Source organism: Paraburkholderia sp. J94 (genome assembly GCF_905220285.1).
In the GTDB taxonomy this organism is placed as follows: Bacteria; Pseudomonadota; Gammaproteobacteria; order Burkholderiales; family Burkholderiaceae; genus Paraburkholderia; species Paraburkholderia tropica_A.
Genome location: NZ_CAJMZH010000004.1, coordinates 378,900 through 404,675, shown reverse-complemented (window position 1 = coordinate 404,675; position 25,776 = coordinate 378,900). Strand labels below are relative to the sequence as shown.

Here is a 25,776-nt window from a genome sequence, read left to right as displayed (position 1 = left end):
GTCCGCGCGTCCCGCGCTCCTTCCACGCCGTTCCGCATAGATGCCGCCGATTCAACCGAGCGCCTTGTCGTCGTCCCGGCCGTCGCATCAGCGGCGGGCACCCTCGCGTCCGCGGCGCACACGATGAGCACGAACTGGCGTCCGTTCTCGCGCGACCCGGGCCTGCGCGGCACGACCGGCCCGGCATACACACGCCCGCGCACGCTGCTCGCGATTCCCCTGCTCGGCGTGCTGGTGCTCATCCTGTTGTGGGCCGTCATCTTCACGCGTCTTTCGGTCGAGAAGGACGCCACTATGCGCGAGGCCGCCGCCTCCGCAGCGATTCTCTCAGCGGCGCTCGAACAGCACACCGTGAAGGCGATCCATCAGGTCGACCAGATCACGCGCTTCGTGAAGTACGAGTTCGAGAAAACGCCCGATCGCTTCAATCTCGCGACGACGGTCGAGAAAGGCGTCGTGCAGAGCGACTCGCTCGTGCAGGTGTCGATCATCGACGAGCACGGCAAGCTGGTCGCCAACACCGCCGATCCGAATCCCAAGCCCATCGATCTCTCGGACCGCGAGCACTTCAAGGTGCATGAGCACGAGAACGACGATCAGCTTTTCATCAGCAAGCCGGTGCTCGGGCGCGTCTCGGGTCACTGGACCTTGCAGATGACGCGCCGTCTCAATCATCCCGACGGCTCGTTCGCGGGCGTGGTGGTGGTCTCCGAAGACCCGAGCTATTTCACGAGCGACTTCTATAACAACGCCGCGATCGGCCGCGAAGGCGTGATCGCCGTGATCTCCGACACGGGCGCCGTGCTCGCGCGCCGCACCGGCAGCGCCGAACGCGCGAACGGCACGTTCTCGGCGAGCGGCGTCTATCCGATTTCCGAACACGTCTCGGGCACCTACGTCGATCCGATCGACCACGTGACGCGCATCGTGTCGTACCGCCATATCGACGGCTATCCGCTCGGCGTGCTGGTGGGCCTCTCGCAAGCCGAGGAGTTCGCCGACTACAACCACACGCGCGACGTCTATCTGATGATGGCGACGTTCATCTCGCTCGCCATGCTGTCGTTCTTCGCCGTGGCCACGGGGCTGATCGGCAAGCTGCTGGGCCGCGAGCGCGAGATGTCGCAACTCGTGCAGTACGACCTGCTGACCGGCCTGCCCAACCGCTACGCCACCCTGCAGCGGCTGCGCCACGAAGTCTCGCAGCCGGGCAACCTCGGGCGTCTCGCGATCCTGTTCATCGACCTCGACAACTTCAAGACGGTCAACGACACGCTCGGCCACAACGCCGGCGACATCGTGCTGCAGATGAGCGCGGCGCGTCTGGCCGACGCCGTGGGCGGCTCGGGCACGCTCGCGCGCATCGGCGGCGACGAGTTCGTCGTCATCATCAAGGGCGACGACATCGAGAAGCGCGCGAGCACGCTTGCCGAAACCACCAACGCCGCCTTCACGCATCCGTTCGACGTGCGCGGCAGCGCGTTCGTGCTGCACGCGAGCACGGGCATCGCGCTCTACGCGGTCGCGCACGAGAGCGAGATCGACCTGCTCAAGAAGGCCGACCTCGCGATGTACGCGGCCAAGGAAGCGGGCCGCAACTGCTTCCGCTTCTACTCGCCACAACTCGCGCATCGCGCCGACCATCTGATGAAGTGGGAGCAGCAACTGCGCGTGGCGCTCTCCGAAGGCCAGTTGTTCCTCGCCTATCAGCCGAAGATCGATTTGCGCCGCCGCTGCATCACGGGCTTCGAGGCGCTGGTGCGCTGGAACCATCCGCAATACGGGCTGATTCCCGCGAGCGAATTCATTCCGGTGGCCGAATCGACGGGCCTGATCGTGCCGGTCGGCGACTTCGTGATCCGCACCGCGTGCGCGCAACTCGCGCTGTGGCAGCAACAGGGCTACGAAACGCTGTCGCTCGCCGTCAATATTTCGGCCGTGCAGTTCTGGCGCGGCGACCTCTACGAGACCATCTCGCACGCGATCGAAGAGACCGGCATCGCCGCGCACAAGCTCGAACTCGAAATCACCGAGACGGCGATGATGGAGTACCCGGAACTCGTCTCCGAGAAGATCTTCGCGCTCAAGCGTCTGGGCGTGCGCGTCGCGCTCGACGACTTCGGCACGGGTTATTCGTCGCTGTCGTATCTGAACCGTTTCGCGGTCGACACGCTCAAGGTCGACCGCTCGTTCGTGCAGGCGATTCCCGCCGACCGCAGCGTCTGCGTGATGGTGTCGGCCATCGTCAATCTCGCGCGCTCGCTGGGGCTCACGGTGGTCGTGGAAGGCACCGAAACCGAGGAGCAGATCGCGTGGCTCGCGGCGCTCGGTCCGATCGAGGCGCAAGGCTTCCTGTTCTCGCGGCCGGTGCCCGTGGAAGGCGTGCCGGCGCTGATCGAGCGCTTCGGCGTGTGCGGTGCTCCGCAGCCGGGTTCGGGCGCGCACGAGCAGCGCAACGAGCGGCTGAGCGACGCTTCGGAGTCGCGTTGATCAAACGGTAGCGCACCGCCATCAATGCAAAAGGCGCACCTCGATGGGTGCGCCTTTTGTTTTTCCGCGCGGCACGCTCAACATGCGCGCCGCGAGTCATTCAGCTGTGCTGTCTGCGTCAGCGCGCACGCGCCGCGCCAAACCCGCCAAAGAACGCCCGCGCGTTGTCCTCCAGACTCTCAAGGTGGTAACCACCTTCCTGCACGATCACCGATGGCAACCCGAGCGCGCCGATCGCTTCACCGAGCTTGCCGAAGCCCGCGGTGCTCACCGCCACCTTCGACTGCGGATCGTCCTTGTAGATATCGAAGCCGAGCGCGAGCACCAGCGCGTCGGGCTGGAAACGACGCAGCACACGCAACGCCGACTCCAAGCGCTCGAAGAACACCTCTTCACTCGCGCCATGCGGCATCGGCAGATTGACGTTGTAGCCCTCGCCCTCGCCCGCACCGCGCTCGTCTTCATAGCCCGCGACCACCGGATAGAAGTTGGTCGGATCGCCATGAATCGAGATGTACAGCACATCGTCGCGGCCATAGAAAATTTCCTGCACGCCCTGGCCGTGGTGCATGTCGGTGTCGAGGATCGCCACGCGCTTGAAGCGGCTCTTGAGCGACTGCGCCGCGATCGCCGCGTTGTTCAGATAGCAGAAGCCGCCCGCCGCATCCGCGCGCGCGTGATGGCCAGGCGGGCGGCACAGCGCGTACGACGCGCCCGCGCCTTCGTTGACCGTCGCGGCCGCCGCGAGCGCGCTCTGCGCCGACCAGTAGGCCGCGCGCCACGTGTTCGCGCCGACCGGGCAACTGCCGTCGGCGAGATAACGCGCCGCTTGCGCGAGCACGCCGCGCAGCGGATTCGGATCGCGCACGTAGATGTTCGACATCACTTCGTCGCCCCAGTCGTCGGGCATGCGCTTCCATTCGGCGTGCGCTTCTTCGAGGAAGCGCAGATAGTTCATGTCGTGCACGGCGGCGATCGGCGCGGTGCCGAAGTCGGCGGGCTCGCTCACGCTGAAGCCGAGCGAATGCGCGGCGGCGACGAGACGCGCGGCGCGCTCGGGCACTTCCTGCGGCTCGCGCATCTGGCCGCGCGACAGATAGGTACGCGGATGGTGCAGCAACTGTTCGGGGTGAAACCAGGTCTTCATCGTTCGTTCTCCGTCATGCGTCGGCTTCGGCGTTCGCGGCCTGCGGTACGCGCGCGCCGGCGCGCGCCGCCACGGCGTTGAGCAATACGTTGGTGCCCGCGGTCACGTCCTCGGGCAGCGCGTCTTCGGCTTCGTTGTGCGAGAGGCCGTCCACGCAGGGAATGAACACCATCGCCGTCGGGCAATAGCGTGCGAGGTGGATGGCGTCGTGGCCCGCGCCGCTCACGATGCGTTCGTTAGGATAGCCAAGCGCCTCCACGGCCTCGGCGACGAGACCCACGCACGCGGCGTCGAACGGCGTCGCCGGGCTGGTCCAGCAATGCTGGATCTGCGCGCCGAGCCCGCGCGCCGCCGCCACCGAGGCGCAGACGGCGCGCAGATCGCGCTCCATCGCATCGATCTGCGCATCGTCGGGATGGCGCAGATCGACGGTGAACGTGAGATTCGCGGCGATGGTGTTGCGCGACGAATTCGCGACCTGGATCTGGCCGATCGTCACGAGGCCGAGCGGCGCGTAGCGCGCCATCACGCGCTCGATTTCCAGCGCCATCTGCGCCGCGCCGAAGAAGGCGTCCTTGCGATAGCGCATCGGCGTCGTGCCCGCGTGCGCGGCCACGCCCGTCACCGTCACGTCGAACCAGCGGATCGCCTGGCCGCCCGTCACCACGCCGATGGTCGTACCGTTCGCCTCCAGAATCGGACCTTGTTCGATATGCGCCTCGAAGTAGCTGTCGACGGCCACACCCTGCACGGGGTGCGTGCCGCGCGCGCCGCACGCGTCGAGCGCCGCGCCGAGCGTCACGCCGTCGGCGTCGGTGCGCGCGAGCGCGTCGTCGAGCGTCATCGCGCCCGCGAACACCGCCGAGCCGAGCATCGCGGGCGTGAAGCGCGCGCCTTCCTCGTTGGTCCACGAGCAGATCTCGATGGGCTTGTCGGTGACGATATCGGCGTCGTTGAGCGCGCGCACCACTTCGAGCGCGGCCAGCACGCCGTACACGCCGTCGAAGCGCCCGCCTTCGGGCTGCGTGTCGAGGTGGCTGCCCATCATCACGGGCGCGGCGTTCGCGTCGGTGCCCGCGCGGCGCGCGAAAAGGTTGCCGACTTCGTCGGTCCACACGCTCATGCCGGCTTCGCGGCACCACGTCGCGAACCGCTCGCGGCCGCGCCGGTCTTCTTCCGTGAGCGCGAGACGGCGCACGCCGCCGCCCGCCGTCGCGCCGATTTTCGCCATCTCCGTGAGGCTCGCCCACAGGCGCGGGCCGTCGATATGCAGGAGGTTGTCTTTCATCGCTTCATTTCCTCGATTGACTGCCTGGTACGTCGATTTCCGGTCCAGCAAACATTGATGCGCACGCATCAATGCGAGCCCACGGCCTTCGCGGCGGACTCGTCGTGCGCGTGCTGGCTGCGGCGCGCGTCGAGCCCGACGATGCACAGCAGCGAGACGCCCGCGAGGCAGGTGTAGAACACCGCCAGCGGCCACCACTGCCCGGTGTAGCGATGCGCGAGCCAGGTGCCGACGAGCGGCGTCAGGCCGCCCGCGATCGCGCCGCAGACCTGATACGACAGCGAGATCGCCGAGTAGCGCACGCGCGTCGGGAACACGCCCGAGACGAAGCCCGCGATCACCGAATAGAAGCTCGCCATGCAGACCACCGCGATGGCGATGCCGATCACCATCGGCACGACCCGGCCCGTCTGCACGAGCACGAACATCGGATACGGCGAAACCATCGCCGCGACCGCCGCGCACTTGAGGAAGCGCGCGCCGCCCATGCGCTCGGCGAGCCATGCGGCGAGCGGCTGCGAAAGGAACTGGATGAAGGCGACGATGAACAGACAGTCGAGAATCAGCGAACGCGTGATGCCGACGTACTGCGTCGTGTACGCGATCATGAAGGTGTTCGTGAAGTACACGCCCGCGATGCCGATCGTGTTCGCGCCGATGCACAGCAGCACGAGGCCCCACGCCGACTTGAACACCTCGGCGACCGGCAGCTTCACGGTGCGTTGCTGCTTCTTGAGCTTCTCGAATTCGGGCGATTCGTTCACGCCCAGACGGATCATGATGCCCACCACGAGCAGCACGGCCGAGACGAGGAACGGCAGACGCCAGCCCCACGAGAGGAAGTCGGCCTTGTCGAGCGACGTGACCGAGCGGAACGCGAGCAGCGAGAGAATCAGGCCCGCAGGCGAGCCGAGTTGCGCGAACGACGCGAAGAACGTGCGGCGGCCTTCGGGCGCGTGTTCGCCCGCCATCAGCACCGCGCCGCCCCACTCGCCGCCCACGGCGATGCCCTGCACCACGCGCAGCAGCACGAGCAGCACGGGCGCGAGCGCGCCGACCTTCGCATACGACGGCAGCAGGCCGACGCAGACGGTCGCCACGCCCATCATCATCAGCGTGGTCATGAGCGCTCTCTTGCGGCCGATGCGGTCGCCGAGGTGGCCGAAGATCAGGCCGCCGAGCGGACGCGCGAAGAAGCCCACGGCAAACGTGGCGAACGAGGCCATCGTGCTCACGAAGCGGTCTTCGGACGGGAAATACAGTTCGCCGAACACCAGCGCGGCGGCCGTGGCGTAGATGTAGAAGTCGTACCACTCGATCATGGTGCCGATGAACGCCGCGGCGGCGGCGCGCACCGGTTGCCGGGCGGTGGTTTGCGGGGTGGTCATCTGGTCAGTCTCCTCAGGCGCTAATCGTCTTGCGCGTCGCTCCCAGTCCGGACAGCACGCAACGCGCATGCAAGCTTTATCGCTGGCCACAAATCATTAGTCAAATTTCGCGTTATTATTCAGCGCATAAATCTGGCTAATACCTACGGCGGAAAACCCCGCCGCGCCGCCTTTCGGAGACGCCATGCGCGCCGACACCACCCGCTTTCTGAACGACCGACTCGACTGGAACCTGCTACGCACCTACCTCGCGATCATGCAGGAGCGCAGCCTGAGCCGCGCCGCCGCGCGCCTCTACGTCACCCAGCCCGCCGTGAGCCAGGCGCTCAAGCGCCTCGAAGACGCGCTCGGCCGCAAGCTCATCGAGCGGCGCGGCGCGCAGTTCGTGCCGACCCAGGCCGGCGAAGAGGTCTATCGGATCGCGAGCGACATCTACGGCAACATCTCGCGGCTCGAAACCGAACTCGACGAGCGCACCGCCGACATCACCGGTTCGATCCGCCTGCTCACGGTGAGCCGCATCGAGTCGCGCGTCTACGACGAATTCCTCGCGGAATTCCACGTCGCGTATCCGCGTATCGATCTGCAGATCGAGGTGATGCGCTCGTCGGACATCATTTCGTCGGTGTTGCAGAAGACCGCGACCGCGGGCCTGAGCCTGTGCCGCACCCCGGTCGACAAGCTGGAGATGCGCTGCTTCCTGCGCCAGCGCTACGCGATTTTCTGCGGCCGCCATCACCGGCTGTTCGGCCTCTCGCAACTGACGATGGAAGATCTGCTCGCGGAGAATTTCGTGTCGTTCACGAGCGACCAGATCGGCGACAGCCTCTCGCCGCTCACGGTGTTTCGCGATCAGCGCGGCTTTACGGGGCGGATCGTGGCGTCGTCGCCGAGTCTGGACGAAGTGCGGCGGCTGATCTTCGCAGGCTACGGCATCGGCTGCCTGCCCGAGCACGCGGTGAAGGACGATCTGGCGCAGCAGCGCTTATGGCGGCTGCCGCCGGAGGAAGGTCTCGCGGACGTCGATATCCACTTGTTGTGGCATCGGGACCGCAAGATGAATGCGGCCGAAGAAGCGTTCTTCGGCGCGATGGAGCGCTGCATGCAGCGTTACGCGCTCGCGGAGCGTCTTTGAGCCGTCCTGGAGACTTGACCCGGCGACGCGCCGCGAACGCGTTAAGGCAAGGACAAATCAGAACCCGCGCGCCAGCGCAGCCACGCCGATCGTCACGACGCCGAGCACGAGATTGATGAACACCAGGCGGCGCATCGAACCCACGGCGCGCGCGCCGTCGGGCCACTTCTGCGCCTGCACGGCGCGGCGGATGCGCGGAAACACCGCGAAACGCACGTGGCCGAAGATCAGCATCATGATGACGCCGAGACCTGCCATCGCGTGCAGCTGCCACGTGGCGTGACCGCCGCCGAACTGCATCAGCAGGAAGCCGCCCGTGAGCAGGATCACGATGATCGAGATGCCCACCCAGTTGAAAAAGCGGCTGAACACCGACTCGATCAGCGGCAGGCGCAACTGCGGCGAGAGATCCTCGAGCGCCGGACGCAGGCAGAAGTGCGCGAACACCATGCCGCCCACCCACACGGCCACGCTCAAGAGATGCAAAAACAGCGCGACTTCGATCGCGTGACCCATGCTTGAAATTTCCTTGTGCTTAAAAAGATTCCGGTACGAACCGCCGCGGCATTATTCCATGCCCGCCAGCCGTTCGTACCGGAGGTGTGCCGCTTGAATTACGCGACTTGGGTTACGTGACTTGAATTACGCCACTCAAGCCGGCAGCACCGGGCGCATGCCCGTGATGACCTTGAGCTTCGAGTCCGGCGCGCGGCCCTTGCGCGCGCGCTTGCCGATCTGCGGCGCCAGCACCGCGCCCGCCATCAGGTCCTCGCCCGGCTTCTGCGCGCGTCCCGTACCGACGAGCACCACGCCCGCCGCCGAGATCGCCAGCGCCTGCGTGAGCGTTTCCTTGTCGTCGAGCTGCATCAGCGTGACGCCGCGGCCGCCGCCCGAGAGCGTCTTCATCTCGTCGAGACCGAACACCAGCAGGCGTCCGCCCGACGAGAGGCACGCGACCTGAATCGCGCCCGGCAGCATCGGCATCGGTGCGAGCGGCGTGCAGCCTTCGTCGATCGTCATGAAGGCCTTGCCCGCCTTCACGCGGCTGACCATGTCGCCGATCTTCGCGATAAAGCCGAAGCCGTTGCTCGATGCGAGCAGCAGCGCCTGGTCGGCGCTCGCCGCGAAGTAGTGCAGCAGATGCGTGCCCGCTTCGAGTTCGATCAGCGACGTGACCGGCACGCCGTCACCGCGGCCGCCCGGCAGTTGCGCGACCGAGACCGAATAGACGCGGCCCTTGCTGCCCCACGCGATCAGCACGTCGGGCGTGCGGCACTGGAATGCCGCGTAGAGGCCGTCGCCGGCCTTGAACGTGAAGCTCTGGCTGTCGAGCCCGTGGCCCTTGAGCGCACGCACCCAGCCCTTCTGCGAGACCACGACCGTGACCGGCTCGTCGACCACGCGCGCTTCGAACGTCGCGCGCTTTTCCTGCTGGATCAGCGTGCGGCGATCGTCGCCGTATTGCTTCGCGTCGCCTTCGATTTCCTTCACGATGAGCCGCTTCATCGACGACTCGTTCGCGAGCAGTTCTTCGAGCTTGGCCTTCTCCTCGCGCAGTTCGGCGAGTTCCTTCTCGATCTTGATCTTCTCGAGCCGCGCCAACTGACGCAGACGGATTTCAAGAATGTCCTCGGCCTGACGCTCGGACAGACCGAACGCACTCATCAGCGCGGCCTTCGGCTCGTCCGACTCGCGGATGATGCGGATGACTTCGTCGATATTGAGGAAGACGATCATCCGCCCTTCGAGGATGTGGATGCGGTCGTCGACCTTGGCCAGGCGATGCTGCGTGCGGCGCGTGACGGTGGCGAAACGGAAGCCGATCCACTCGCCGATGATCTCGCTGATGCCCTTCTGGCGCGGACGTCCATCGGCGCCGATCATCACCAGATTGAGCGAGGCGTTCGATTCGAGGCTCGTGTTGGCGAGCAGCGAATTGACGAACTCGGCCTGATCGATCTTGCTGGTCTTCGGCTCGAACACGAGACGCACGGGCGCGTCCTTGCCCGACTCGTCGCGCACGGCGTCGAGCAGGCCGAGCATGGTCTGCTTGTTCTGCAACTGCTCGGGCGTGAGCGTTTTCTTGCCGAGCTTGAGCTTCGGGTTGGTCAGCTCCTCGATTTCCTCGAGCACCTTCTGGCCCGACGTATTCGGCGGCAGTTCGGTGACGACCAGTTGCCACTGGCCGCGCGCCATGTCTTCGATCTTCCAGCGCGCGCGCACCTTCAGGCTGCCGCGTCCGGTCTCGTAGGCCGCCGCGATTTCCGCTTCGCTCGAAATGATCTGGCCGCCGCCCGGGAAATCGGGACCCGGCACCTTCTCCATGATCTCCGCGTGCGTAAGCTTCGGATTCCGGATCATTGCCACGGCCGCCGCCGCGACTTCGCGCAGGTTGTGCGACGGGATTTCCGTCGCGAGGCCGACCGCGATACCGGACGCGCCGTTGAGCAGCAGCATCGGCAGACGCGCGGGCAGCGTCTTGGGTTCCTGGAACGAGCCGTCGTAGTTCGGCATGAAATCGACGGTGCCCATGTCGATTTCGTCGAGCAGCAGCTTCGCGATGGGCGTGAGGCGCGCTTCGGTGTAACGCATGGCCGCCGCGCCGTCGCCGTCGCGCGAGCCGAAATTGCCCTGACCGTCGATGAGCGGATAGCGCATCGAGAAGTCCTGGGCGAGACGCACGAGCGCGTCGTACGCCGACTGGTCGCCGTGCGGGTGGTACTTACCGAGCACGTCGCCGACCACGCGCGCCGACTTCACGGGCTTGGCGTTGTCGCCGAGGCCCATTTCGTTCATCGCGAACAGAATGCGTCGCTGCACCGGCTTCTGGCCGTCGCAGACGTCGGGCAGCGCGCGGCCCTTCACCACGCTCACGGCGTAGTCGAGATACGCGCGCTCCGCGTAGTGGCCGAGCGTGAGCGAGTCGCCGCCTTCCGCGGCGCCATTCACTTCAGCAAAGAGATCGTCCATGTTTCAATCAGTCCGTAATCGTGTGCGGGCGGGTGAGCGGGAGGCGGTCAGATGTCCGCTTCGACTTCATTGCCCTTCTCTTCGAGCCACGAGCGGCGCGAAGCCGCTTCGCCCTTGCCCATCAGCATCGTCATGCGCGCGACGGTCGACTCGTAGTCAAGGTCGCCGAGCAGGATGGGCGAGAGGCGGCGCGTGTCGGGATTCATCGTCGTGTCCCAGAGCTGTTCGGCGCTCATTTCGCCGAGACCCTTGAAGCGGCTGATGCTCCATTGCGTCTCGCGCACGCCGTCCTTGCGCAGCTTGTCGAGAATCGCTTCGAGTTCGCCTTCGTCGAGCGCGTAGAGCTTCTGCGCGGGCTTCTTGCCGCGCGCGGGCGCGTCGACGCGGAACAGCGGCGGGCGCGCCACGTACACATGGCCGCGCTCGATCAGCTGCGGGAAATGCTTGAAGAACAGCGTGAGCAGCAGCACCTGGATGTGCGAGCCGTCGACGTCCGCGTCCGAGAGAATGCAGATCTTGCCGTAACGCAGGTTCGAGAGATCGACCGTCTCGTCCGGGCTATGCGGATCGACGCCGATCGCCACCGAAATGTCATGCACTTCGTTGTTGGCGAACAGGCGGTCGCGCTCGGTTTCCCAGGTGTTGAGCACCTTACCGCGCAGCGGCAGGATGGCCTGGTATTCCTTGTCGCGGCCCATCTTCGCCGAACCGCCCGCCGAGTCGCCCTCGACGAGGAACAGCTCGTTGCGCGCGATGTCGGTCGCTTCGCAATCGGTCAGCTTGCCGGGCAGCACGGCCACGCCCGAACTCTTGCGCTTCTCGACCTTCTGGCCCGCGCGCGTGCGCGCCTGCGCCTGCTTGATGACGAGATCGGCGAGCTTCTTGCCGTGCTCGACGTGCTGGTTGAGCCACAGCTCCAAAGCGGGACGCGAGAACGACGAGACGAGCTTGACGGCGTCGCGGCTGTTCAGGCGCTCCTTGATCTGCCCCTGGAACTGCGGATCGAGCACCTTCGCCGAGAGCACGAACGAAACGCGCGCGAACACGTCCTCGGGCAGCAGCTTCACGCCCTTCGGCTGCAGATTGTGCAGCTCGACGAAGCTCTTGACCGCCTGGAACAGGCCGTCGCGCAGGCCGCTTTCGTGCGTGCCGCCCGCGGGCGTGGGGATCAGGTTGACGTAGGACTCGCGCGTGAGCGAGCCTTCCTCGCTCCAGGCCACGACCCACGCGGCGCCCTCGCCTTCGGCGAAGGTGTCGTCGGTCGTGCGGGCGTCGGCGTAGCGCTCGCCTTCGAACAGCGGGATCAGCAGATCGGCGCCGCCCATGCCTTCGAGCAGATAGCCGCGCAGGCCGTCTTCGTACTTCCAGCTCTGGCGCTCGCCGGTCTTCTCGATGACGAGCGTGACTTCGACGCCGGGCAGCAGCACGGCCTTCGAACGCAGCAGACGCTGCAATTCGCCGAGCGGCAGATTGGGCGAGTCGAAATACTTGGGATCGGCCCACGCGGTCACGCGCGTACCGGTTTTCTTTTCGTCGCGCGAGGCGCTGCGCGAGGTCAGCGGCTTCGTGACGTTGCCGTTCGAGAAGCCGAGTTCGGCGACCTTGCCGTCGCGCCAGACGGTCACGTCGAGGCGCGTCGAGAGCGCGTTGGTCACCGAGACGCCGACGCCGTGCAGGCCGCCCGAGAACGTGTAGGCGCCGCCGGCGGCCTTGTCGAACTTGCCGCCCGCGTGCAGGCGCGTGAACACGATTTCGACGACCGGCACCTTCTCTTCGGGATGCAGGCCGAACGGGATGCCACGGCCGTCGTCCTCGACGGACACGGAATGATCGGCATGCAGCGTCACCGTGATGCGCTTGCCGTAGCCGCCGAGCGCCTCGTCCGAGGCGTTGTCGATGACTTCCTGGATGATGTGCAGCGGATTCTCGGTGCGCGTATACATGCCCGGCCGCTGCCGGACGGGCTCGAGGCCCTTGAGCACCTTGATCGACGCTTCGCTATAGCCACTGTTTCCAGCGTTGGACTTCTTCGTTGACATGGTGATCCACAGGGGGTTGTCCGCGCGCTTGTCCACAGGTCCTGTGGACATCTGCGTGGAAAACGCGTTGAGCGTTCAAAAAAATCGAAACGAAACAAGGGCGTGGACGGGCTGCTCGCCTGGCTCGCAGGCGCGGCGCGCGTGCCCGGTCCACCGTATTCGCGAGGTATTGTACTGATTTGGGACCGCGCGGCAATTTGCGAAGAGGTCGGCCGTTCGGCCGAGGGGCGGCGCAAGGCGCGCTTCGCGTAGAATGGGCCGCTTGCTGGAAGGGGTTTGGCGCGGAAGATCGCGGCGTTTTCGGGCCGCGTCCGGCGCCGGATCGGGGTGGACTGTTCGTTGCAACCTTTGCCGGAATGTGGGGAAGCCTGGAGCTGTCATGAGACCGTCCGAAGCTTTGCGCGCGCATCGCGCGGAAATCCGCGAAATCGTCGCGCGCCATCACGCGACGAATGCGCGCGTGTTCGGTTCGTCCGCGCGCGACGAGGACGATGAGGGGAGCGATCTGGATTTGCTCGTTGATCCGACTCCGCAGACCACACTGATCGATATCGCGCAAATGCAGCTGCGGCTGGAAGCGTTGCTGGGCGTGAAGGTCGACGTGCTGACACCCAAAGCGTTGCCGGAAAAATTCCGCGAGCGCGTCGTTGCGGACTCGGTGCCGGTATGAGGAAGGAAAATCTGCGTACGCCGGATTACCTGCAGCACATGCTCGACGCTGTCGACCGTATTCGCAGCTACGTCGCGCCGCTTTCACAGGAAAGCTTCGAAGCGACACCCATGGCGATCGACGCCGTCGTGCGGAACCTGGAAATCATCGGCGAAGCAGCCCGCAATATCATGCGCGGCGACCCGGCGTTTGCCTCCGCTCACCCGGAAATACCGTGGGAAGCCGTTTATGGCATGCGCAATCGAGTTTCGCACGCGTATTTTTCCGTCGACACAAGCATCGTCTGGAGCACCGTGCAAACGTGGGTGCCCGACCTGGAGCGCAAGCTGTTGAAATTGAAAGTGGAATAAAAAAGCGGCCCTCATCAGGCCGCCTTCCCACCTCACTTCCGCTTCGCCTCCAGTTCCTCCCAGCGCTCCAGCGCCAGCAGCAATTCCTCGTCGATCGCCGCATAACGCTCGCTCAGACGCGTGCCTTCCTGCGCGTCCTTCGCGAAGATCGAGCCTTCCTCGATGGTCGCGCCGATGGTCTTCTGCTCCGTCTCCAGCGCCTCGATGCGCTTGGGCAGCTCCTCCAGCTCGCGCTGCTCCTTGAACGAGAGCTTCACGCTGCGCTGCGCGTTGCGGCCCGTCGCGCTGTCCTTGGGCGCGGCGGCGGCGGGCGCGGCTTCCTTCGGCGCGCGGGCTTCGGCGATTTCCTGCGAGCGCGCGCTCTGCGTCTGCCAGTCGCTGAAGCCGCCCACGTACTCGCGCCACTTGCCCTCGCCCTCGGACGCGATCACCGAGGTCGCCACGTTGTCGAGGAACGCGCGGTCGTGGCTCACGAGCAGCACGGTGCCGTCGTAATCGGCGAGCAGTTCTTCGAGCAGTTCGAGCGTGGGAATGTCGAGGTCGTTGGTCGGTTCGTCGAGCACCAGCACGTTCGCCGGGCGCGCGAACAGACGCGCCAGCAGCAGACGGTTGCGCTCGCCGCCCGACAGCGACTTCACGGGCGAACGCGCGCGCTCGGGCGCGAACAGGAAGTCGCCCAGATAGCTCATCACGTGCTTCTTCGCGCCGTTGATTTCGACCCAGTCGCTGCCCGGGCTGATGGTGTCGGCGAGACTCTTTTCGAGGTCGAGCTGCGCGCGCATCTGGTCGAAGTACGCCACCTGCAGGTTCGTGCCGATGCGCACCGTGCCCTCGTCGGGCTTCAGGTCGCCGAGAATCAGCTTGAGCAGCGTGGTCTTGCCCGCGCCGTTCGGACCGACGAAACCGATCTTGTCGCCGCGCATCACGGTCGCCGAGAACGTATCGACGATGCTGCGCCCGCCATAACGCTTGGTCACGTCGGTCAGTTCGGCGACGATCTTGCCCGACTTGTCGCCCTGCGAAACGTCGAGCTTGACGTTGCCCTGCACGTTGCGGCGTTCGCTGCGGTCGCGGCGCATCTGCTCGAGCCGCGCGATGCGGCCGACGCTGCGCGTGCGGCGCGCCTCCACGCCCTTGCGGATCCACACTTCTTCCTGCGCGAGCAGTTTGTCGAACTTCTCGTTCTCGACGCGCTCCACCTCGAGCTGCTGCGCCTTGCGCTCCTGATACTGCGTGAAGTTGCCCGGATACGAGAGCAGCTTGCCGCGGTCCAGTTCGACGATGCGCGTGGCCACGCGGTCGAGGAACGCGCGGTCGTGGGTGATGAACAGCAGGCTAGAACGCTGCGAGACCAGCAGTTCTTCGAGCCAGCGGATGCCGTCAAAGTCGAGGTGGTTGGTCGGTTCGTCGAGCAGCAGCACGTCGGGCTGCACGACCAGCGCGCGCGCCAGCGCCACGCGCTTTTGCATGCCGCCCGAGAGCGCGCCCACGCGCGCGTCGCCGTCGAGGCCGATCTGCGCGAGCGTGGTCGCGACGCGGGTGCGCCAGCTCCAGGCGTCGGCGGCGTCGAGCGACGATTGCAGCACGTTCATGCGCGCGAGCAGCGCGTCGTGTTCCGCGCCTTCGGGCGTGTCGGCGAGCTGGTGCGCGACCGTATCGTATTCGTCGAGCAGCGCGCGCGCCGTGGCGAGACCCGATGCCACCGTGTCGAACACCGTGGCCTCGACGTCGAAATCGGGCTCCTGCGGCACGTAGACGGTCGAGAGATTCTGTTGACGCGTGACGAGCCCGTCGTCGGGCTTCGCGAGATCGGCGACGATCGTGAGCAGCGACGACTTGCCCGCGCCGTTACGGCCGATCAGGCCGACGCGCTCGCCGGCTTCGAGCGAAAAGTCCGCGTGATCGAGCAGCGCGACGTGGCCGAACGCGAGTTGCGCGCCGGTGATGGTGTAAAGCGACATGGAGGGGACCGTGGCCTGCGTTGGAGAGCAAGCGCGTATTGTACCGGGGCGCGCGGGCCGGGCTTGTGGTTGCCAAATCGGTTGCCAATCTGGCTGCCAAATCGGTTGCCAGTCAGGTCGCCCGTCCGCGCGCCGTCATGCGGGTGCGCGGATTACTTCACGTGCACCGTGATCGTCTGGCTCCAGGCCGGGCCGTAGGACTGATGCGCGCCGTTGGCGAACTGCGCCGTGAGCGTGTGATCGCCGGGCGGCAGCGTCACGTCGGCTTCGGTCTGTCCTTTGCCGTAGTGGATCGACTTTTCGTTGACGGGCACGACTTCGCCCTGCGGCAGCGGCTTGCCGTCGATCAGCAGATGGTGGTGGCCCGTGTTCGGCGTGGTCGTGCCGGCGGGCGCGACCGTCATGCCGTCGACGCCGAATTTCACGTGCACGGGATTGCTGACCGTTGCGCCGTCTTTGGGCTCGACGAAATAGACGCCCTCGGCGCGCGCCGCGCCGCTTGCCGCGAACAAGGTTGCGAAGGCGCTCAACGCCGCGCCGGCCAGCCAGATTTTGCGAGTCATCGTGATGCTCCTGAGAAGGATGTCGAGGGTGTTGTGTTGGTGTTGTCGACTGCTCGTGGTCAGCCCTGCGGTTTCCGCGCGCCGGTTTGCGATCCATTTTTTTGTTTGCGACCCAGCATACACCGCGTCCGTGACTGCGCGCCGTCAAGCTGCGACACGTTGGCCGAGCCCGCTTTCGGCGCGCCGCGCGTTTTCCGGTAACATCGCGGGTCGCCCATCGCCCCGCCAAAAGGGGGCAAATGACGGGCATCGGCATCGAATTGAACGAAAGGTGTGTTGTGAGCGAAGTGATCGAATACAAGAGCTGGGTCTGCCTGATCTGCGGCTGGATCTATAACGAAGAAGAAGGCCTGCCCGACGAAGGCATCGCGGCCGGCACGCGCTTCGCGGATATCCCCGAAGACTGGCGCTGCCCGCTCTGCGACGTGGGCAAGGCGGAATTCGCCGTCGTCGAGTTCTGATCGGGACGCGCCGGCCCGCACACTGGCCGGATCTCGCACCGGCGCCGGTTTCGAGGTGCTTTCCTGCCGGAGCGTGTTTGCTATACTCTTGCGCCTGCGTCGCACGTGGTGCGCAGCCCGGCCGCGGTTCGATCCGCGTCCATTCCGGGCCGCCCCAAACTGTGCGACGCGTGCGACAGCTCCGCGCCATGACGGGTGACTTGGGAAACATGGCGGCTTGGCGGAGCCCGGCGCATGCGCCTCGCAGCGGACCTGACCGCTCCCTGTAGTTCAATGGATAGAACAAGTGCCTCCTAAGCGCTAGATGCAGGTTCGATTCCTGCCAGGGGGACCAGCCCACGCGCGAGACCGTTCGCCTCGCTTGCGCCGTCCGCACCGTTTCCCGCGGCACGCGTCCTGCGCGCCGTTTTCCGCTCTTGCCCCATCCGCCGCCCTCGGCGTTTCCATTTCGTCGTGCTGGCTACGGATTGCGTTGGCGCTGGCGCGCCCATTTCGCCTCCACCGCGTTTAATTTTTTCCAGGCAGATTCACCATGGACATCCACAAGCAAGTCGCCGCCCTCACCCATTCGGAACTGCAGACGGCCGGCGCGAGCCAGGCCACCGCGATCGCCGTGAGCGTGCTGCTGCGCCATCTGAGCTCGCCCGAACTCGTGAAGCTGCTGAATTCGGCGTTCGAAAACCATCAGGCCGTGATGCTGCAAACGCCCTGGCCCGAGCAGATGCTCGCTTCGTTCGACGCGACGCGCCGCTTCCTCGAAGGCGCGGCGCAAGGCCCGGCGCCGGTCGAAGCGGATACGCCCGACACCCCCGAGGAATAAGCGCGCGACGCCGCGTGCGAGTTCTGACAGCGGTTTGTCAATTGTTAACGGTCACGCGGCGCGGCTTCGCCTACGATGGTCTCCAGCACGAAAAGGAGACCATGATCATGACGTCCCGGTATGTATTCGCCTTGATCGCCGCGCTCGCGACGATGGTCGCGTCCTCGCTGGCCATGCTGATTCTCGGCTGAGCGCGGCGCGCGCATTAGGGTAAATACCGGGACACGCGACCCTTAAGTTAGGGTCGGAACTGTCGTAATCTTCGGACATGGACACGACACGTCCCCTCCCGGCCGGCCACCTGATGTCGAATCTCATCGACCAGGACATTGCGCACATTCGGCGCGTCATGCCGCTTTCGCTTTCGGGCGATTTCGGCGGCCCGATCCTCCCCGTCACCTATTGGCGCTCGCGCCTGCACCGGCTGCTCGACACCGGCCACGTCAACAAAGGCCAGCTCGCCAAGATCGACAGTCTGCTGATCCAGCTCGATCTCCACGAACTGAACGCCGAGACGTCCGCCGCCGTGGCCGCCAAGCAGATCATCGGCATCGCCGCGCGCCACTGATCGGCGCGTCATCACGGCTGCCAGCGCTTCGCGCTGTTTTTCACCGATTTCCACCGTTTTTCGCCGATTTCCCGCCATTTTTCGCGGCTTTTCGCGCTGCTTCACGATTACGCGCTGCGGCGAACCCGCCGTAATACCGCCACGTCACCCGCGCGGCGCGCACGCGTCTGCGTGATCGTGCCCGGAAATCCTGGTGCCGCGGGTCGACCATCGGTCATAATGTCCGCCAAAATACCCAGAGAGGACTTCGTGCACCCGGCCCAACCGCGAGACCTGCTAGCGCAGGCACGTCAGCGCTTCACGCAGCAGCAGATCGCCGCCCATGTCGGCAAGGACGTCAAGACCGTGCGCCGGTGGGAAAAAGGCGAAACGCCTTGCCCCGCCATGCTCGAAGCCGCGCTGCGCGAACTGCTGCGCAGCGCCGAACCCGTCAGGAGCGCCGCCTCGGACGCCAGCGCCGCGCCGGCGCGCTTTCGTTTCGTCGACCTGTTCGCGGGCATTGGCGGCATCCGCATGGGCTTCGAGGCGCACGGCGGACGCTGCGTCATGACGAGCGAGTGGAATCCGTTCTCGAAGAAGACCTATCTCGAGAACTACGCGCAAACCGATGCCGAAGGCCATGCCTTCGTCGGCGACATCACCGCGTTCGAGGCCGCCGACGTGCCCGAGCACGATGTCCTGCTCGCGGGCTTTCCGTGCCAGCCGTTCTCGATCGCGGGCGTCTCGAAGAAGAACGCGCTCGGCCGTCCGCACGGTTTCGAGTGCACCACGCAAGGCACGCTCTTTTTCGACGTCGCGCGCATCATCGCCGAAAAGCGGCCCGCCGCCTTTCTGCTGGAGAACGTCAAGAACCTGCTGTCGCACGACAAGGGCCGCACCTTCGACGTGATCCTTCAGGTGCTGCGCGACGAACTGGGCTACGACGTGCATTACCGCGTGATCGACGGCCGTCATTTCACGCCGCAGCATCGCGAGCGCATCATCATCGCCGGGTTTCGCGAGCCGACTTCGTTTTCGTGGGACGCGCTCGGCCTGCCCGAGGACGGACCGCGCCTCGCCTCGATCCTGCATCGCACCGACGGCAGCGAGCCCGTCCTGCCGTGGGACGGCGAGCGCTTTTTCGATCACACCGCGCGCCGCGTGCAGCCGAAATACACGCTGACGCCGGGACTCTGGGCCTATCTCCAGCAGTACGCCGAAAAGCATCGCGCGGCGGGCAACGGTTTTGGATACGGCCTCGCGTTTCCCGAGAGCGTCACGCGCACGCTGTCGGCGCGCTATCACAAGGACGGCAGCGAGATCCTCGTGCATCAGGGCGAAGGGCTGCGTCCGCGCCGCCTCACGCCGCGCGAATGCGCACGCCTGATGGGCTTTCCCGACACGTTCCGCATTACCGTCAGCGACACCCAGGCGTATCGCCAGTTCGGCAACAGCGTGGTGATGCCGGTGATGCGCGAAGTGGCGCGCACGATGATGCCGCATCTCGACGCGCTGCTCGCGAAAGCGCCCGCAGGCAAACGTGCGGCGAAGAAGGCGGCCAAATCGGCCACGCATGCCGCGATTGATGCCGCTACCCAACCCGCCGCCGAACCCGTCGTGAAAACCGCCCGCCGCCGCGCGCGGGCGTCTTCCCCCGCCTCCGCCGAAGCCGCCGCCTCGGCCTGAGCGGACCTTCGCACGCACGCCAGGACGAATCCGCATGGTCGACGTCGTGGATGCCGCCACCCGAAGCCGGATGATGTCCGGCATTCGCGGGCGCAACACGAAGCCGGAAATGCTGATCCGCAGCCTGCTGCACCGGCGCGGCTTTCGCTTTCGCCTCGACGTGCGCGAGCTGCCGGGCCGCCCCGACATCGTCCTGCCGCGTTACCGCGCCGCCGTGTTCGTGCACGGCTGCTTCTGGCACGGCCACGACTGCGCGCTATTCAAGTGGCCCGCCACGCGCCCCGAGTTCTGGCACGACAAGATCGGCCGCAACCGCGCCAACGACGCCAAAGCCATCGCCGCGCTCGCCGCCCAGGGCTGGCGCGTGGCCGTGATCTGGGAGTGCGCGTTGCGCGGCGCGGCACAGGATCCGCAGGGCGTCGTCGACCGGCTCGCGGCGTGGCTGGAGAGCGGACAAGGCGCGTGGTTCGAAGCCCGCGCGTGAGGCGTGCACGATGGCGCGCGCGGGTGCGACGTTGCGGCAAGCCGCCGCGCGACGCGGTGCTAAACTGGATCGGCAGGCTGCGTGGCGTCGCGCCCTCGCGCCGGTCCGCCGCATCCTGTTCAAGACCAAGAACCCACGAAAAGGAGGCAACCGATGGCTGATTTTCGACTCTGGTCCGACGATTTTCCGAGTAACGGCTTCATGCCGAAGGCGCAGGAGTTCGACGATCGAGCCTTCGGCGTCGATGGCGACAACGTCTCGCCCGCGCTGCAATGGGACACGCCGCCCGCCGACACGCAAAGCTTCGCCCTCACCGTCTACGATCCCGACGCACCTACAGGCAGCGGTTTCTGGCACTGGGTCGTGGTCAACATCCCGCCCGACGTGCGCTCGCTCGCGCGCAACGCGGGCAAGCCCGACGGCAGCCTGCTGCCGCAAGGCGCCGTGCAGATGCGCAACGACTACGGCACGGTCGGCTTCGGCGGCGCGGCGCCGCCGCGCGGAGACAAGCCGCACCGCTACATCTTCCGCGTGCACGCGCTGAAGGCGGCGCAACTGCCCGTCACGCCCGAGACCACCAATGCGGTCGCGCGCTTCATGACGCACCTGAACGAAATCGACTCGACGACTTACGTCGGGCTCTACGAACTGAAATAGGCGCGCATCAACGCACGCCGATCGCCCACGCACCCGCCGGCGGCGCGCGAGCATGCTGCGCGCCGCCCTTGTATCGATGCCCATCACCACGCAACACGCCGCCACATCGCGCGCGCCCGACGCGCCCACCGCCCACAACGCCGCCGCCGACGACGTCGAATCCGGCCTGCCCTTTCCCCAACGCTATTACGCGATCCTCGTGGTCGCGCTCGGCATCACGCTCGCGGTGCTCGACGGCGCAATCGCCAACGTCGCGCTGCCGACCATCGCGCACGACCTGCGCGCGAGCGCGGCCAGCTCGATCTGGATCGTCAACGCCTACCAGCTTTCGGTGACGATCTCGCTCCTGCCGCTCGCCTCGCTCGGCGACCGCATCGGCTACAAGCGCGTTTATCTGGCCGGTCTCGCGCTGTTCACCGTCGCCTCGCTCGGCTGCGCGCTCGCGGGCACGCTGACGCAGCTCGCGCTCGCGCGCATGATCCAGGGCTTCGGCGGCGCGGGCATCATGAGCGTGAACACCGCGCTCGTGCGCATGATCTATCCGCGCACGCAGCTCGGACGCGGCGTGGCGATCAACGCGATGGTGGTCGCCGTGGCCTCGGCGGTCGGCCCGACGCTCGCCTCGGGCGTGCTCGCCATCGCCTCGTGGCCGTGGCTGTTCGCGATTAACGTGCCGATCGGCATCGCCGCCCTCGTGCTCGGCCTGCGCGCGCTGCCGATGAACGAAGGCCATCCGGCGCCCTACGACTACATCAGCGCGGTGTTCAACGCCATCGTCTTCGGTCTCCTGATCTTCGCCGTCGACGGTTTCGGCCACGGCGAGAACCGCCTCTGGATCGCCGCCGAACTCGCGGGCGCGCTCGTGGTCGGCTGGTTTTTCGTGCGCCGCCAGCTCACGCAGCCCGCGCCGCTGTTGCCCGTCGATCTGCTCGCCAATCCGGTGTTCGCGCTCTCGATCAGCACCTCGGTGTGTTCGTTCTGCGCGCAGATGCTCGCGTTCGTGGCGCTGCCGTTCATGTTGCAGGACGCGTTCGGCTTCTCGCAGGTCGATACCGGCTTTCTGATGACGCCTTGGCCGCTCGTGATCATCGGCGCGGCGCCGCTCGCGGGCTGGCTCTCCGACCGCTATCCGGCCGGCATGCTCGGCGGCGTGGGGCTCGCGTTGTTCGCGCTCGGGCTGCTGTCGCTCGCGACGCTCGGCGCGCATCCGACGGTGTTCGAGATCGGCTGGCGCATGGCGCTGTGCGGCGCGGGCTTCGGCATTTTCCAGTCGCCCAACAACCGGCAGATCCTCTCGTCCGCGCCGCGCGAACGCAGCGGCGGCGCGAGCGGCATGCTCGGCACCGCGCGGCTCACGGGACAAACGCTCGGCGCGGCGCTGGTCGCGCTGATCTTCGGCGTCGCGCCGCAGCACGGACCGGCGCTCGCGCTCTACGTGGCGACGGCGTTTTCCGCCGTGGCCGCCGTCGTGAACCTGATGCGGCTCGTGCCGCAGCGCAACGCGCGCCTGCGCGGCTGAGGTAGCGACCCGGGTGGCAGAGGCGGCGACGACCGAGGCAATCCGCAGCGCACGCGTCGATCGGCTCACGCTTCTCAAAAGCACGCACTAACATGGGATTACGGCGCGCCGCACGCGCGGCGCGCGTTCCTTCAGTGGGTCAACCTTGCACAAGGGGGATGCCCATGTCACTGATCGTCGCCGGGCGCTTCACGACCTTCCCCGCCGCCGAAACCGTCGCCGAAAAGCTGTTCGCGCGCGGCTTCGTCGAAGAAGACGTCAACCTGTTCTTCGTCAATCCGCGCGGACAGCACGCGCGCCACACGCCGCATCCCGTGGCGGTCGCGGCCGCGCCGCCGCATCGAATACGCAATCTCACGCTGGGCGCGGTCGCCGGGGCCGTCGCGGGCGTCGCGCTGTTCGGCGCGCTGCTGGCGGCGTCGCTGCCCTCGGTGGTGATCGCGGCGGGCGTGGGCGCGTGGCTCGGCGCGCGCATCGGCTCGGGCTGGCACCGCGCGAGCGAGCACGAGGAGCGCGTGCATCACGAGACGCGCCAGTCGGGCGTGCTGCTCACCGTCCACGTGAGCCCCGATAACCAGACCGTCGCCGCCGACGTGCTGCGCGAAGCAGGCGCCGATGATATCGAGCGCGCCTCGGGCCAATGGCACGGCGGCCACTGGGCGGATTTCGATCCGACGGTCGCGCCGCATCCGTTCGCCGAAGCGGGCGTACAGCGCGCCTGAGCGGGGCCTGTGCGGCGGCGCGCGCAAAAAAACGGCGGCTCGAAAGCCGCCGGGGGGTGAACCGTGTGCCGTAAGTCCCGGTATCGCGATATCGGGACGCTGCGCCGCGAACGCTAACGCGTGACGACGACGCGCATCGCCATCACTGCGCCTTCGCCTTGCCGACCGCCGATGCGGACGCCGACGCCACCGGCGGCGCGGCCTTCACCGCAGCCTTCGCGGGCGCGTCGGCTTGCGCCGCCTGCGCGGGCTTCGTCACCGCCTTGATCGTCGCAGCCGGAGAAACCGGCGAAAGCGGTGAAACCGGCGCGATCGAAGCAACGGGCGCCACCGGTGCGGCGCTGCGCGCCTTCGCCGTCGCCGTGACCGAAGCCGCCGTCGCCACGCTGCGCAGATCGGCGAGGAAGGTATCGCGCCACACCGAGAGATTGTTCTCGCGCATCGACGCCATCATGTCCTCGTAGCGCGACTGGCGCTCGGCGTGCGGCATCGAGAGCGCGCGCTCCAGCGCCTCGGCGGTCTGATTCAGATCGTAAGGATTCACAACCAAAGCACCAGGCAACTGCTCGGCCGCGCCCGCGAACTGCGAGAGCACCAGCACGCCCGGATCCTCAGGATTCTGCGACGCCACATATTCCTTCGCGACGAGGTTCATGCCGTCGCGCAGCGGCGCGACATAGCCGACCTGCGCCTGGCGGAACAGCGCCATCAGCAGATTGCGTTCGTACTTGCGGTTGAGGTATTGAATCGGCGTCCAGTCGAGCTGCGCGAAGCGGCCGTTGATGCGCCCGGCCTCGCCTTCCAGATTGCGGCGGATGGTCTGATAGGTCTGCACGTCGGAGCGCGTCGGCGGCGCGATCTGCAACAGCGAAACGCGGCCATGCCAGCCCGGCCCGTTCTGCAGCATGCGCTCGAACGCCTGGAAGCGCTCGGCGAGACCCTTCGAATAATCGAGACGATCGACGCTCATGATGAGCTTGCGTCCGCGCATCGCGTCGCGCAGGCTGCGCACCGGCTTGCGGTCGGTGAACTGCGCCGCCGACTTCGCGATCACGTCGGGATAGATGCCGATCGGGTAGGTGCCCACTTTCAGGAAGCGGTCCCACGCGTGCACCATGCCGTCGTCGCTCGCGGTGCCGTGGCCGCCGCGCTCGATGTAGTCGAGGAACGCCTGACGGTCCGCATCGGTCTGGAAGCCGACCACGTCGTAGTGGCACATGAACTTCATCAGTTCTTCGTGCGGCGGCACCGAGCGCATCACTTCCGGCACCGGCAGCGGAATGTGCAGGAAGAAGCCGATCGGATTCTTCACGCCCAGATCGCGCAGGCAGCGCGCGAACGGAATCAGGTGATAGTCGTGGACCCAGATGATGTCGTCGGGCTGGATCAGCGGCTTGAGCTGGCGCGCGAGCGTGACGTTCACGCGCAGATAGCCGCCGTACTCCTGGCGCTCGTAGCGCGCGAGGTCGTTGCGGTAGTGGAACGTCGGCCAAAGGGTCGTGTTCGAGAAACCCTTGTAGTACTGGTCGTAGTCACGGCGGGTGAGTCCTACCGTCGCGTAGGTGACGCTGCCCTGCTGCTCGATGACCGGCTCCGTCGGCTCCGCGACGGTCTCGCCGCTCCAGCCGAACCATACGCCACCGGTTTCCTTGAGCGCGTCGAGCACGCCGACCGCCAGCCCGCCTGCTGCGGGACGGCCCTCTTGCGTCGGTGCCACGCGATTCGATACCACGATCAGTCTGCCCATTGCGGCCAACCCTCCTGTTTCGTTGTTTCGTGCGTCCGGGGACGATGCCTTGGGTATGCACGCAAGACCCGTGCCTCCTTGCCCGATCGGGTAAGGAAGAAAACGGGGCGCAGGCGAAATCGGTGCGCACCGCCGCAAGCCGCGCGTGCTGCGACAGCGCCGTGCAAATGCGATCGGTGATGCGCCGGACGCTCGAAAGCGCGTCCGCAAACTGGCCGCTCAGACGTCCTGCCCAGGCACCTTGTTCACTTGCCGCTCAGGCGTCCTGCTCGGAGCCGAGATCGCGCTGATAGTCGATCCCTTCGGCACGCGCGCCGCCCTGGTTGTGCTCGCCATCGGGCGGTACGCCGGGCGCGGGGCGATTCTGGCTGGCCGGATCGTGGCTGTAGCCCGAAGCACCGGAAGTCGCGCCCGACACGCTCGCGGAACCCGGAGGGCCGGATGCGGCCGAAGCCGTATCGGCGAAACTGGCGCCCTTCTGCTCTCCGTCACGCGAGCCACGCCGGGCCGAGTGACGGGCGGAGCGGCGCAATGCGGGATGTCTCATGTCGATGCCTCCTGCGGGAAGGCTGCCACGCGGCGTTGGCGTTTTTATAGTCTAGGGTTCGCCGCGTGAATTTGCCGGTAAAAATGGCGATTGGTTTGTAACTCGTACATAAAAACCGCGACTATCACCGATGCTGCAACAGTGGCGCGCGTCGCAGCGAAGTTGCCGATGACGTTTCCGACCCCGAAGACGACGAAGACGACGAAGACGACAGGCCGCGATCGCCGCCCGACCGGCAGGTCCAGCTGGCCCATCGGGCCCAGCGCGCCCACGCCGCGCGGCCCGCCTGACGCGCGTATGCGGCCACGCGCGACTTGTCGTCGGCGGCGGAATCGGCGAGGGAATCCGTCGCGCGCATCACCGGATAGTGGCGGATCGAGCGCGGCACTTCGGCCGGCTGCGGCGGCGGATCGCCGACCGGCGGCACATCGGGCGTGCCGGGTTCGCTGGGCGGGGGATCGTCGGGCTGCGGCGTATGCGCGAGCCAGGGCTTGAAGCGAAGCGGATCGGATTGTTTGCAGCTGGGCATCGTGCGCTCCTCGAAAGGTCGTCGATGACACGGTCTGCAAGCGACATACCAGCCGC

At 66.6% G+C, this 25,776-nt stretch carries 22 protein-coding genes, 1 tRNA gene and 1 pseudogene; 13 read left to right on the top strand and 11 right to left on the bottom strand.

Annotation, left to right across the window (positions count from 1 at the left end):
- The first annotated feature begins 123 nt into the window (after nt 1-123).
- Nucleotides 124-2,490 carry an EAL domain-containing protein gene (locus tag U4Y88_RS10500; protein WP_321783774.1) on the top strand — a complete coding sequence of 789 codons (2,367 nt, stop codon included), beginning with the start codon at nt 124-126 and terminating at the stop codon, nt 2,488-2,490.
- A gap of 118 nt (nt 2,491-2,608) precedes the next feature.
- Here the strand turns inward: U4Y88_RS10500 and U4Y88_RS10495 are convergent, their stop codons facing one another.
- The 3 genes from U4Y88_RS10495 to U4Y88_RS10485 all read right to left on the bottom strand — a co-directional run bounded on the left by U4Y88_RS10495 (nt 2,609) and on the right by U4Y88_RS10485 (nt 6,313).
- Entirely contained in the window at nt 2,609-3,637 is a 1,029-nt protein-coding gene (locus tag U4Y88_RS10495; RefSeq protein ID WP_321783772.1) for a histone deacetylase family protein, read from the bottom strand.
- A 13-nt stretch (nt 3,638-3,650) separates the two neighbouring features.
- Nucleotides 3,651-4,925: a Zn-dependent hydrolase gene (locus tag U4Y88_RS10490; protein ID WP_321783771.1), complete on the bottom strand. Its 1,275-nt coding sequence runs from the start codon at nt 4,923-4,925 to the stop codon at nt 3,651-3,653.
- A gap of 68 nt (nt 4,926-4,993) precedes the next feature.
- Nucleotides 4,994-6,313, bottom strand: coding sequence for an MFS transporter (locus U4Y88_RS10485; RefSeq protein ID WP_321783769.1), 1,320 nt, complete (start codon nt 6,311-6,313; stop codon nt 4,994-4,996).
- Nucleotides 6,314-6,497: 184 nt separating this feature from the next.
- Here U4Y88_RS10485 and U4Y88_RS10480 point away from each other — a divergent pair, with 184 nt between their 5' ends.
- Complete coding sequence (locus tag U4Y88_RS10480) at nt 6,498-7,448, top strand: LysR family transcriptional regulator (protein WP_224011933.1); 951 nt, start codon at nt 6,498-6,500, stop codon at nt 7,446-7,448.
- A gap of 57 nt (nt 7,449-7,505) precedes the next feature.
- On the opposite strand, the gene U4Y88_RS10475 is transcribed toward U4Y88_RS10480, so the two are convergent.
- The 3 genes from U4Y88_RS10475 to U4Y88_RS10465 all read right to left on the bottom strand — a co-directional run bounded on the left by U4Y88_RS10475 (nt 7,506) and on the right by U4Y88_RS10465 (nt 12,457).
- A complete protein-coding gene (locus tag U4Y88_RS10475; RefSeq protein WP_065063706.1) occupies nt 7,506-7,964 on the bottom strand; it encodes a DUF4149 domain-containing protein in 459 nt (152 codons plus the stop codon).
- Nucleotides 7,965-8,099: 135 nt separating this feature from the next.
- Nucleotides 8,100-10,418, bottom strand: a complete 2,319-nt coding sequence (gene parC / locus U4Y88_RS10470) for a DNA topoisomerase IV subunit A (RefSeq protein WP_224011932.1) — start codon at nt 10,416-10,418, stop codon at nt 8,100-8,102.
- Nucleotides 10,419-10,465: 47 nt separating this feature from the next.
- Nucleotides 10,466-12,457: a DNA topoisomerase IV subunit B gene (locus U4Y88_RS10465; RefSeq protein WP_224011931.1), complete on the bottom strand. Its 1,992-nt coding sequence runs from the start codon at nt 12,455-12,457 to the stop codon at nt 10,466-10,468.
- 379 nt (nt 12,458-12,836) lie between these two features.
- Here U4Y88_RS10465 and U4Y88_RS10460 point away from each other — a divergent pair, with 379 nt between their 5' ends.
- Nucleotides 12,837-13,127 (top strand): nucleotidyltransferase family protein, encoded by a 291-nt coding sequence (locus U4Y88_RS10460; protein WP_224011965.1) that lies wholly within the window; start codon nt 12,837-12,839, stop codon nt 13,125-13,127.
- Entirely contained in the window at nt 13,124-13,477 is a 354-nt protein-coding gene (locus tag U4Y88_RS10455; RefSeq protein ID WP_321783767.1) for a DUF86 domain-containing protein, read from the top strand. The genes U4Y88_RS10460 and U4Y88_RS10455 overlap by 4 nt, the downstream gene beginning before the upstream one ends.
- 32 nt (nt 13,478-13,509) lie before the next feature.
- Here the strand turns inward: U4Y88_RS10455 and U4Y88_RS10450 are convergent, their stop codons facing one another.
- Together U4Y88_RS10450 and U4Y88_RS10445 are read right to left on the bottom strand one after the other, a co-directional pair.
- Nucleotides 13,510-15,438 carry an ATP-binding cassette domain-containing protein gene (locus U4Y88_RS10450; protein WP_224011929.1) on the bottom strand — a complete coding sequence of 643 codons (1,929 nt, stop codon included), beginning with the start codon at nt 15,436-15,438 and terminating at the stop codon, nt 13,510-13,512.
- A gap of 152 nt (nt 15,439-15,590) precedes the next feature.
- The gene (locus tag U4Y88_RS10445; RefSeq protein WP_310629838.1) at nt 15,591-16,001 is read right to left on the bottom strand and encodes a DUF4399 domain-containing protein; all 411 of its coding nucleotides are present in this window, start codon (nt 15,999-16,001) and stop codon (nt 15,591-15,593) included.
- Between the two features lie 239 nt (nt 16,002-16,240).
- On the opposite strand from U4Y88_RS10445, the gene U4Y88_RS10440 reads away from it, so the two are divergent.
- The 9 genes from U4Y88_RS10440 to U4Y88_RS10400 all read left to right on the top strand — a co-directional run bounded on the left by U4Y88_RS10440 (nt 16,241) and on the right by U4Y88_RS10400 (nt 22,897).
- The gene (locus U4Y88_RS10440) at nt 16,241-16,462 is read left to right on the top strand and encodes a rubredoxin (RefSeq protein WP_224011927.1); all 222 of its coding nucleotides are present in this window, start codon (nt 16,241-16,243) and stop codon (nt 16,460-16,462) included.
- 259 nt (nt 16,463-16,721) lie between these two features.
- A tRNA-Arg gene (locus U4Y88_RS10435) sits at nt 16,722-16,796 on the top strand.
- A gap of 198 nt (nt 16,797-16,994) precedes the next feature.
- Nucleotides 16,995-17,282 carry a hypothetical protein gene (locus tag U4Y88_RS10430; RefSeq protein WP_321783765.1) on the top strand — a complete coding sequence of 96 codons (288 nt, stop codon included), beginning with the start codon at nt 16,995-16,997 and terminating at the stop codon, nt 17,280-17,282.
- A gap of 268 nt (nt 17,283-17,550) precedes the next feature.
- Entirely contained in the window at nt 17,551-17,850 is a 300-nt protein-coding gene (locus U4Y88_RS10425) for a hypothetical protein (RefSeq protein ID WP_224011925.1), read from the top strand.
- 219 nt (nt 17,851-18,069) lie between these two features.
- On the top strand, nt 18,070-19,515 hold the full coding sequence (gene dcm, locus U4Y88_RS10420; protein ID WP_321783764.1) for a DNA (cytosine-5-)-methyltransferase: 1,446 nt from the start codon (nt 18,070-18,072) through the stop codon (nt 19,513-19,515).
- Nucleotides 19,516-19,549: 34 nt separating this feature from the next.
- Complete coding sequence (locus tag U4Y88_RS10415; protein WP_321783762.1) at nt 19,550-19,999, top strand: very short patch repair endonuclease; 450 nt, start codon at nt 19,550-19,552, stop codon at nt 19,997-19,999.
- A gap of 153 nt (nt 20,000-20,152) precedes the next feature.
- A complete protein-coding gene (locus U4Y88_RS10410; RefSeq protein WP_224011923.1) occupies nt 20,153-20,656 on the top strand; it encodes a YbhB/YbcL family Raf kinase inhibitor-like protein in 504 nt (167 codons plus the stop codon).
- 52 nt (nt 20,657-20,708) lie between these two features.
- Complete coding sequence (locus U4Y88_RS10405; protein ID WP_415774419.1) at nt 20,709-22,175, top strand: MFS transporter; 1,467 nt, start codon at nt 20,709-20,711, stop codon at nt 22,173-22,175.
- A gap of 164 nt (nt 22,176-22,339) precedes the next feature.
- Nucleotides 22,340-22,897 (top strand): hypothetical protein, encoded by a 558-nt coding sequence (locus U4Y88_RS10400; protein WP_321783760.1) that lies wholly within the window; start codon nt 22,340-22,342, stop codon nt 22,895-22,897.
- Nucleotides 22,898-23,237: 340 nt separating this feature from the next.
- Here U4Y88_RS10400 and otsA read toward each other — a convergent pair.
- The 3 genes and pseudogenes from otsA to U4Y88_RS10385 all read right to left on the bottom strand — a co-directional run.
- Nucleotides 23,238-24,644, bottom strand: a pseudogene (gene otsA, locus U4Y88_RS10395) (alpha,alpha-trehalose-phosphate synthase (UDP-forming)); the annotation flags it as partial.
- A 256-nt stretch (nt 24,645-24,900) separates the two neighbouring features.
- On the bottom strand, nt 24,901-25,191 hold the full coding sequence (locus U4Y88_RS10390; protein WP_310633382.1) for a hypothetical protein: 291 nt from the start codon (nt 25,189-25,191) through the stop codon (nt 24,901-24,903).
- 124 nt (nt 25,192-25,315) lie between these two features.
- A complete protein-coding gene (locus tag U4Y88_RS10385; protein ID WP_321783758.1) occupies nt 25,316-25,720 on the bottom strand; it encodes a hypothetical protein in 405 nt (134 codons plus the stop codon).
- Nucleotides 25,721-25,776 lie beyond the last annotated feature (56 nt).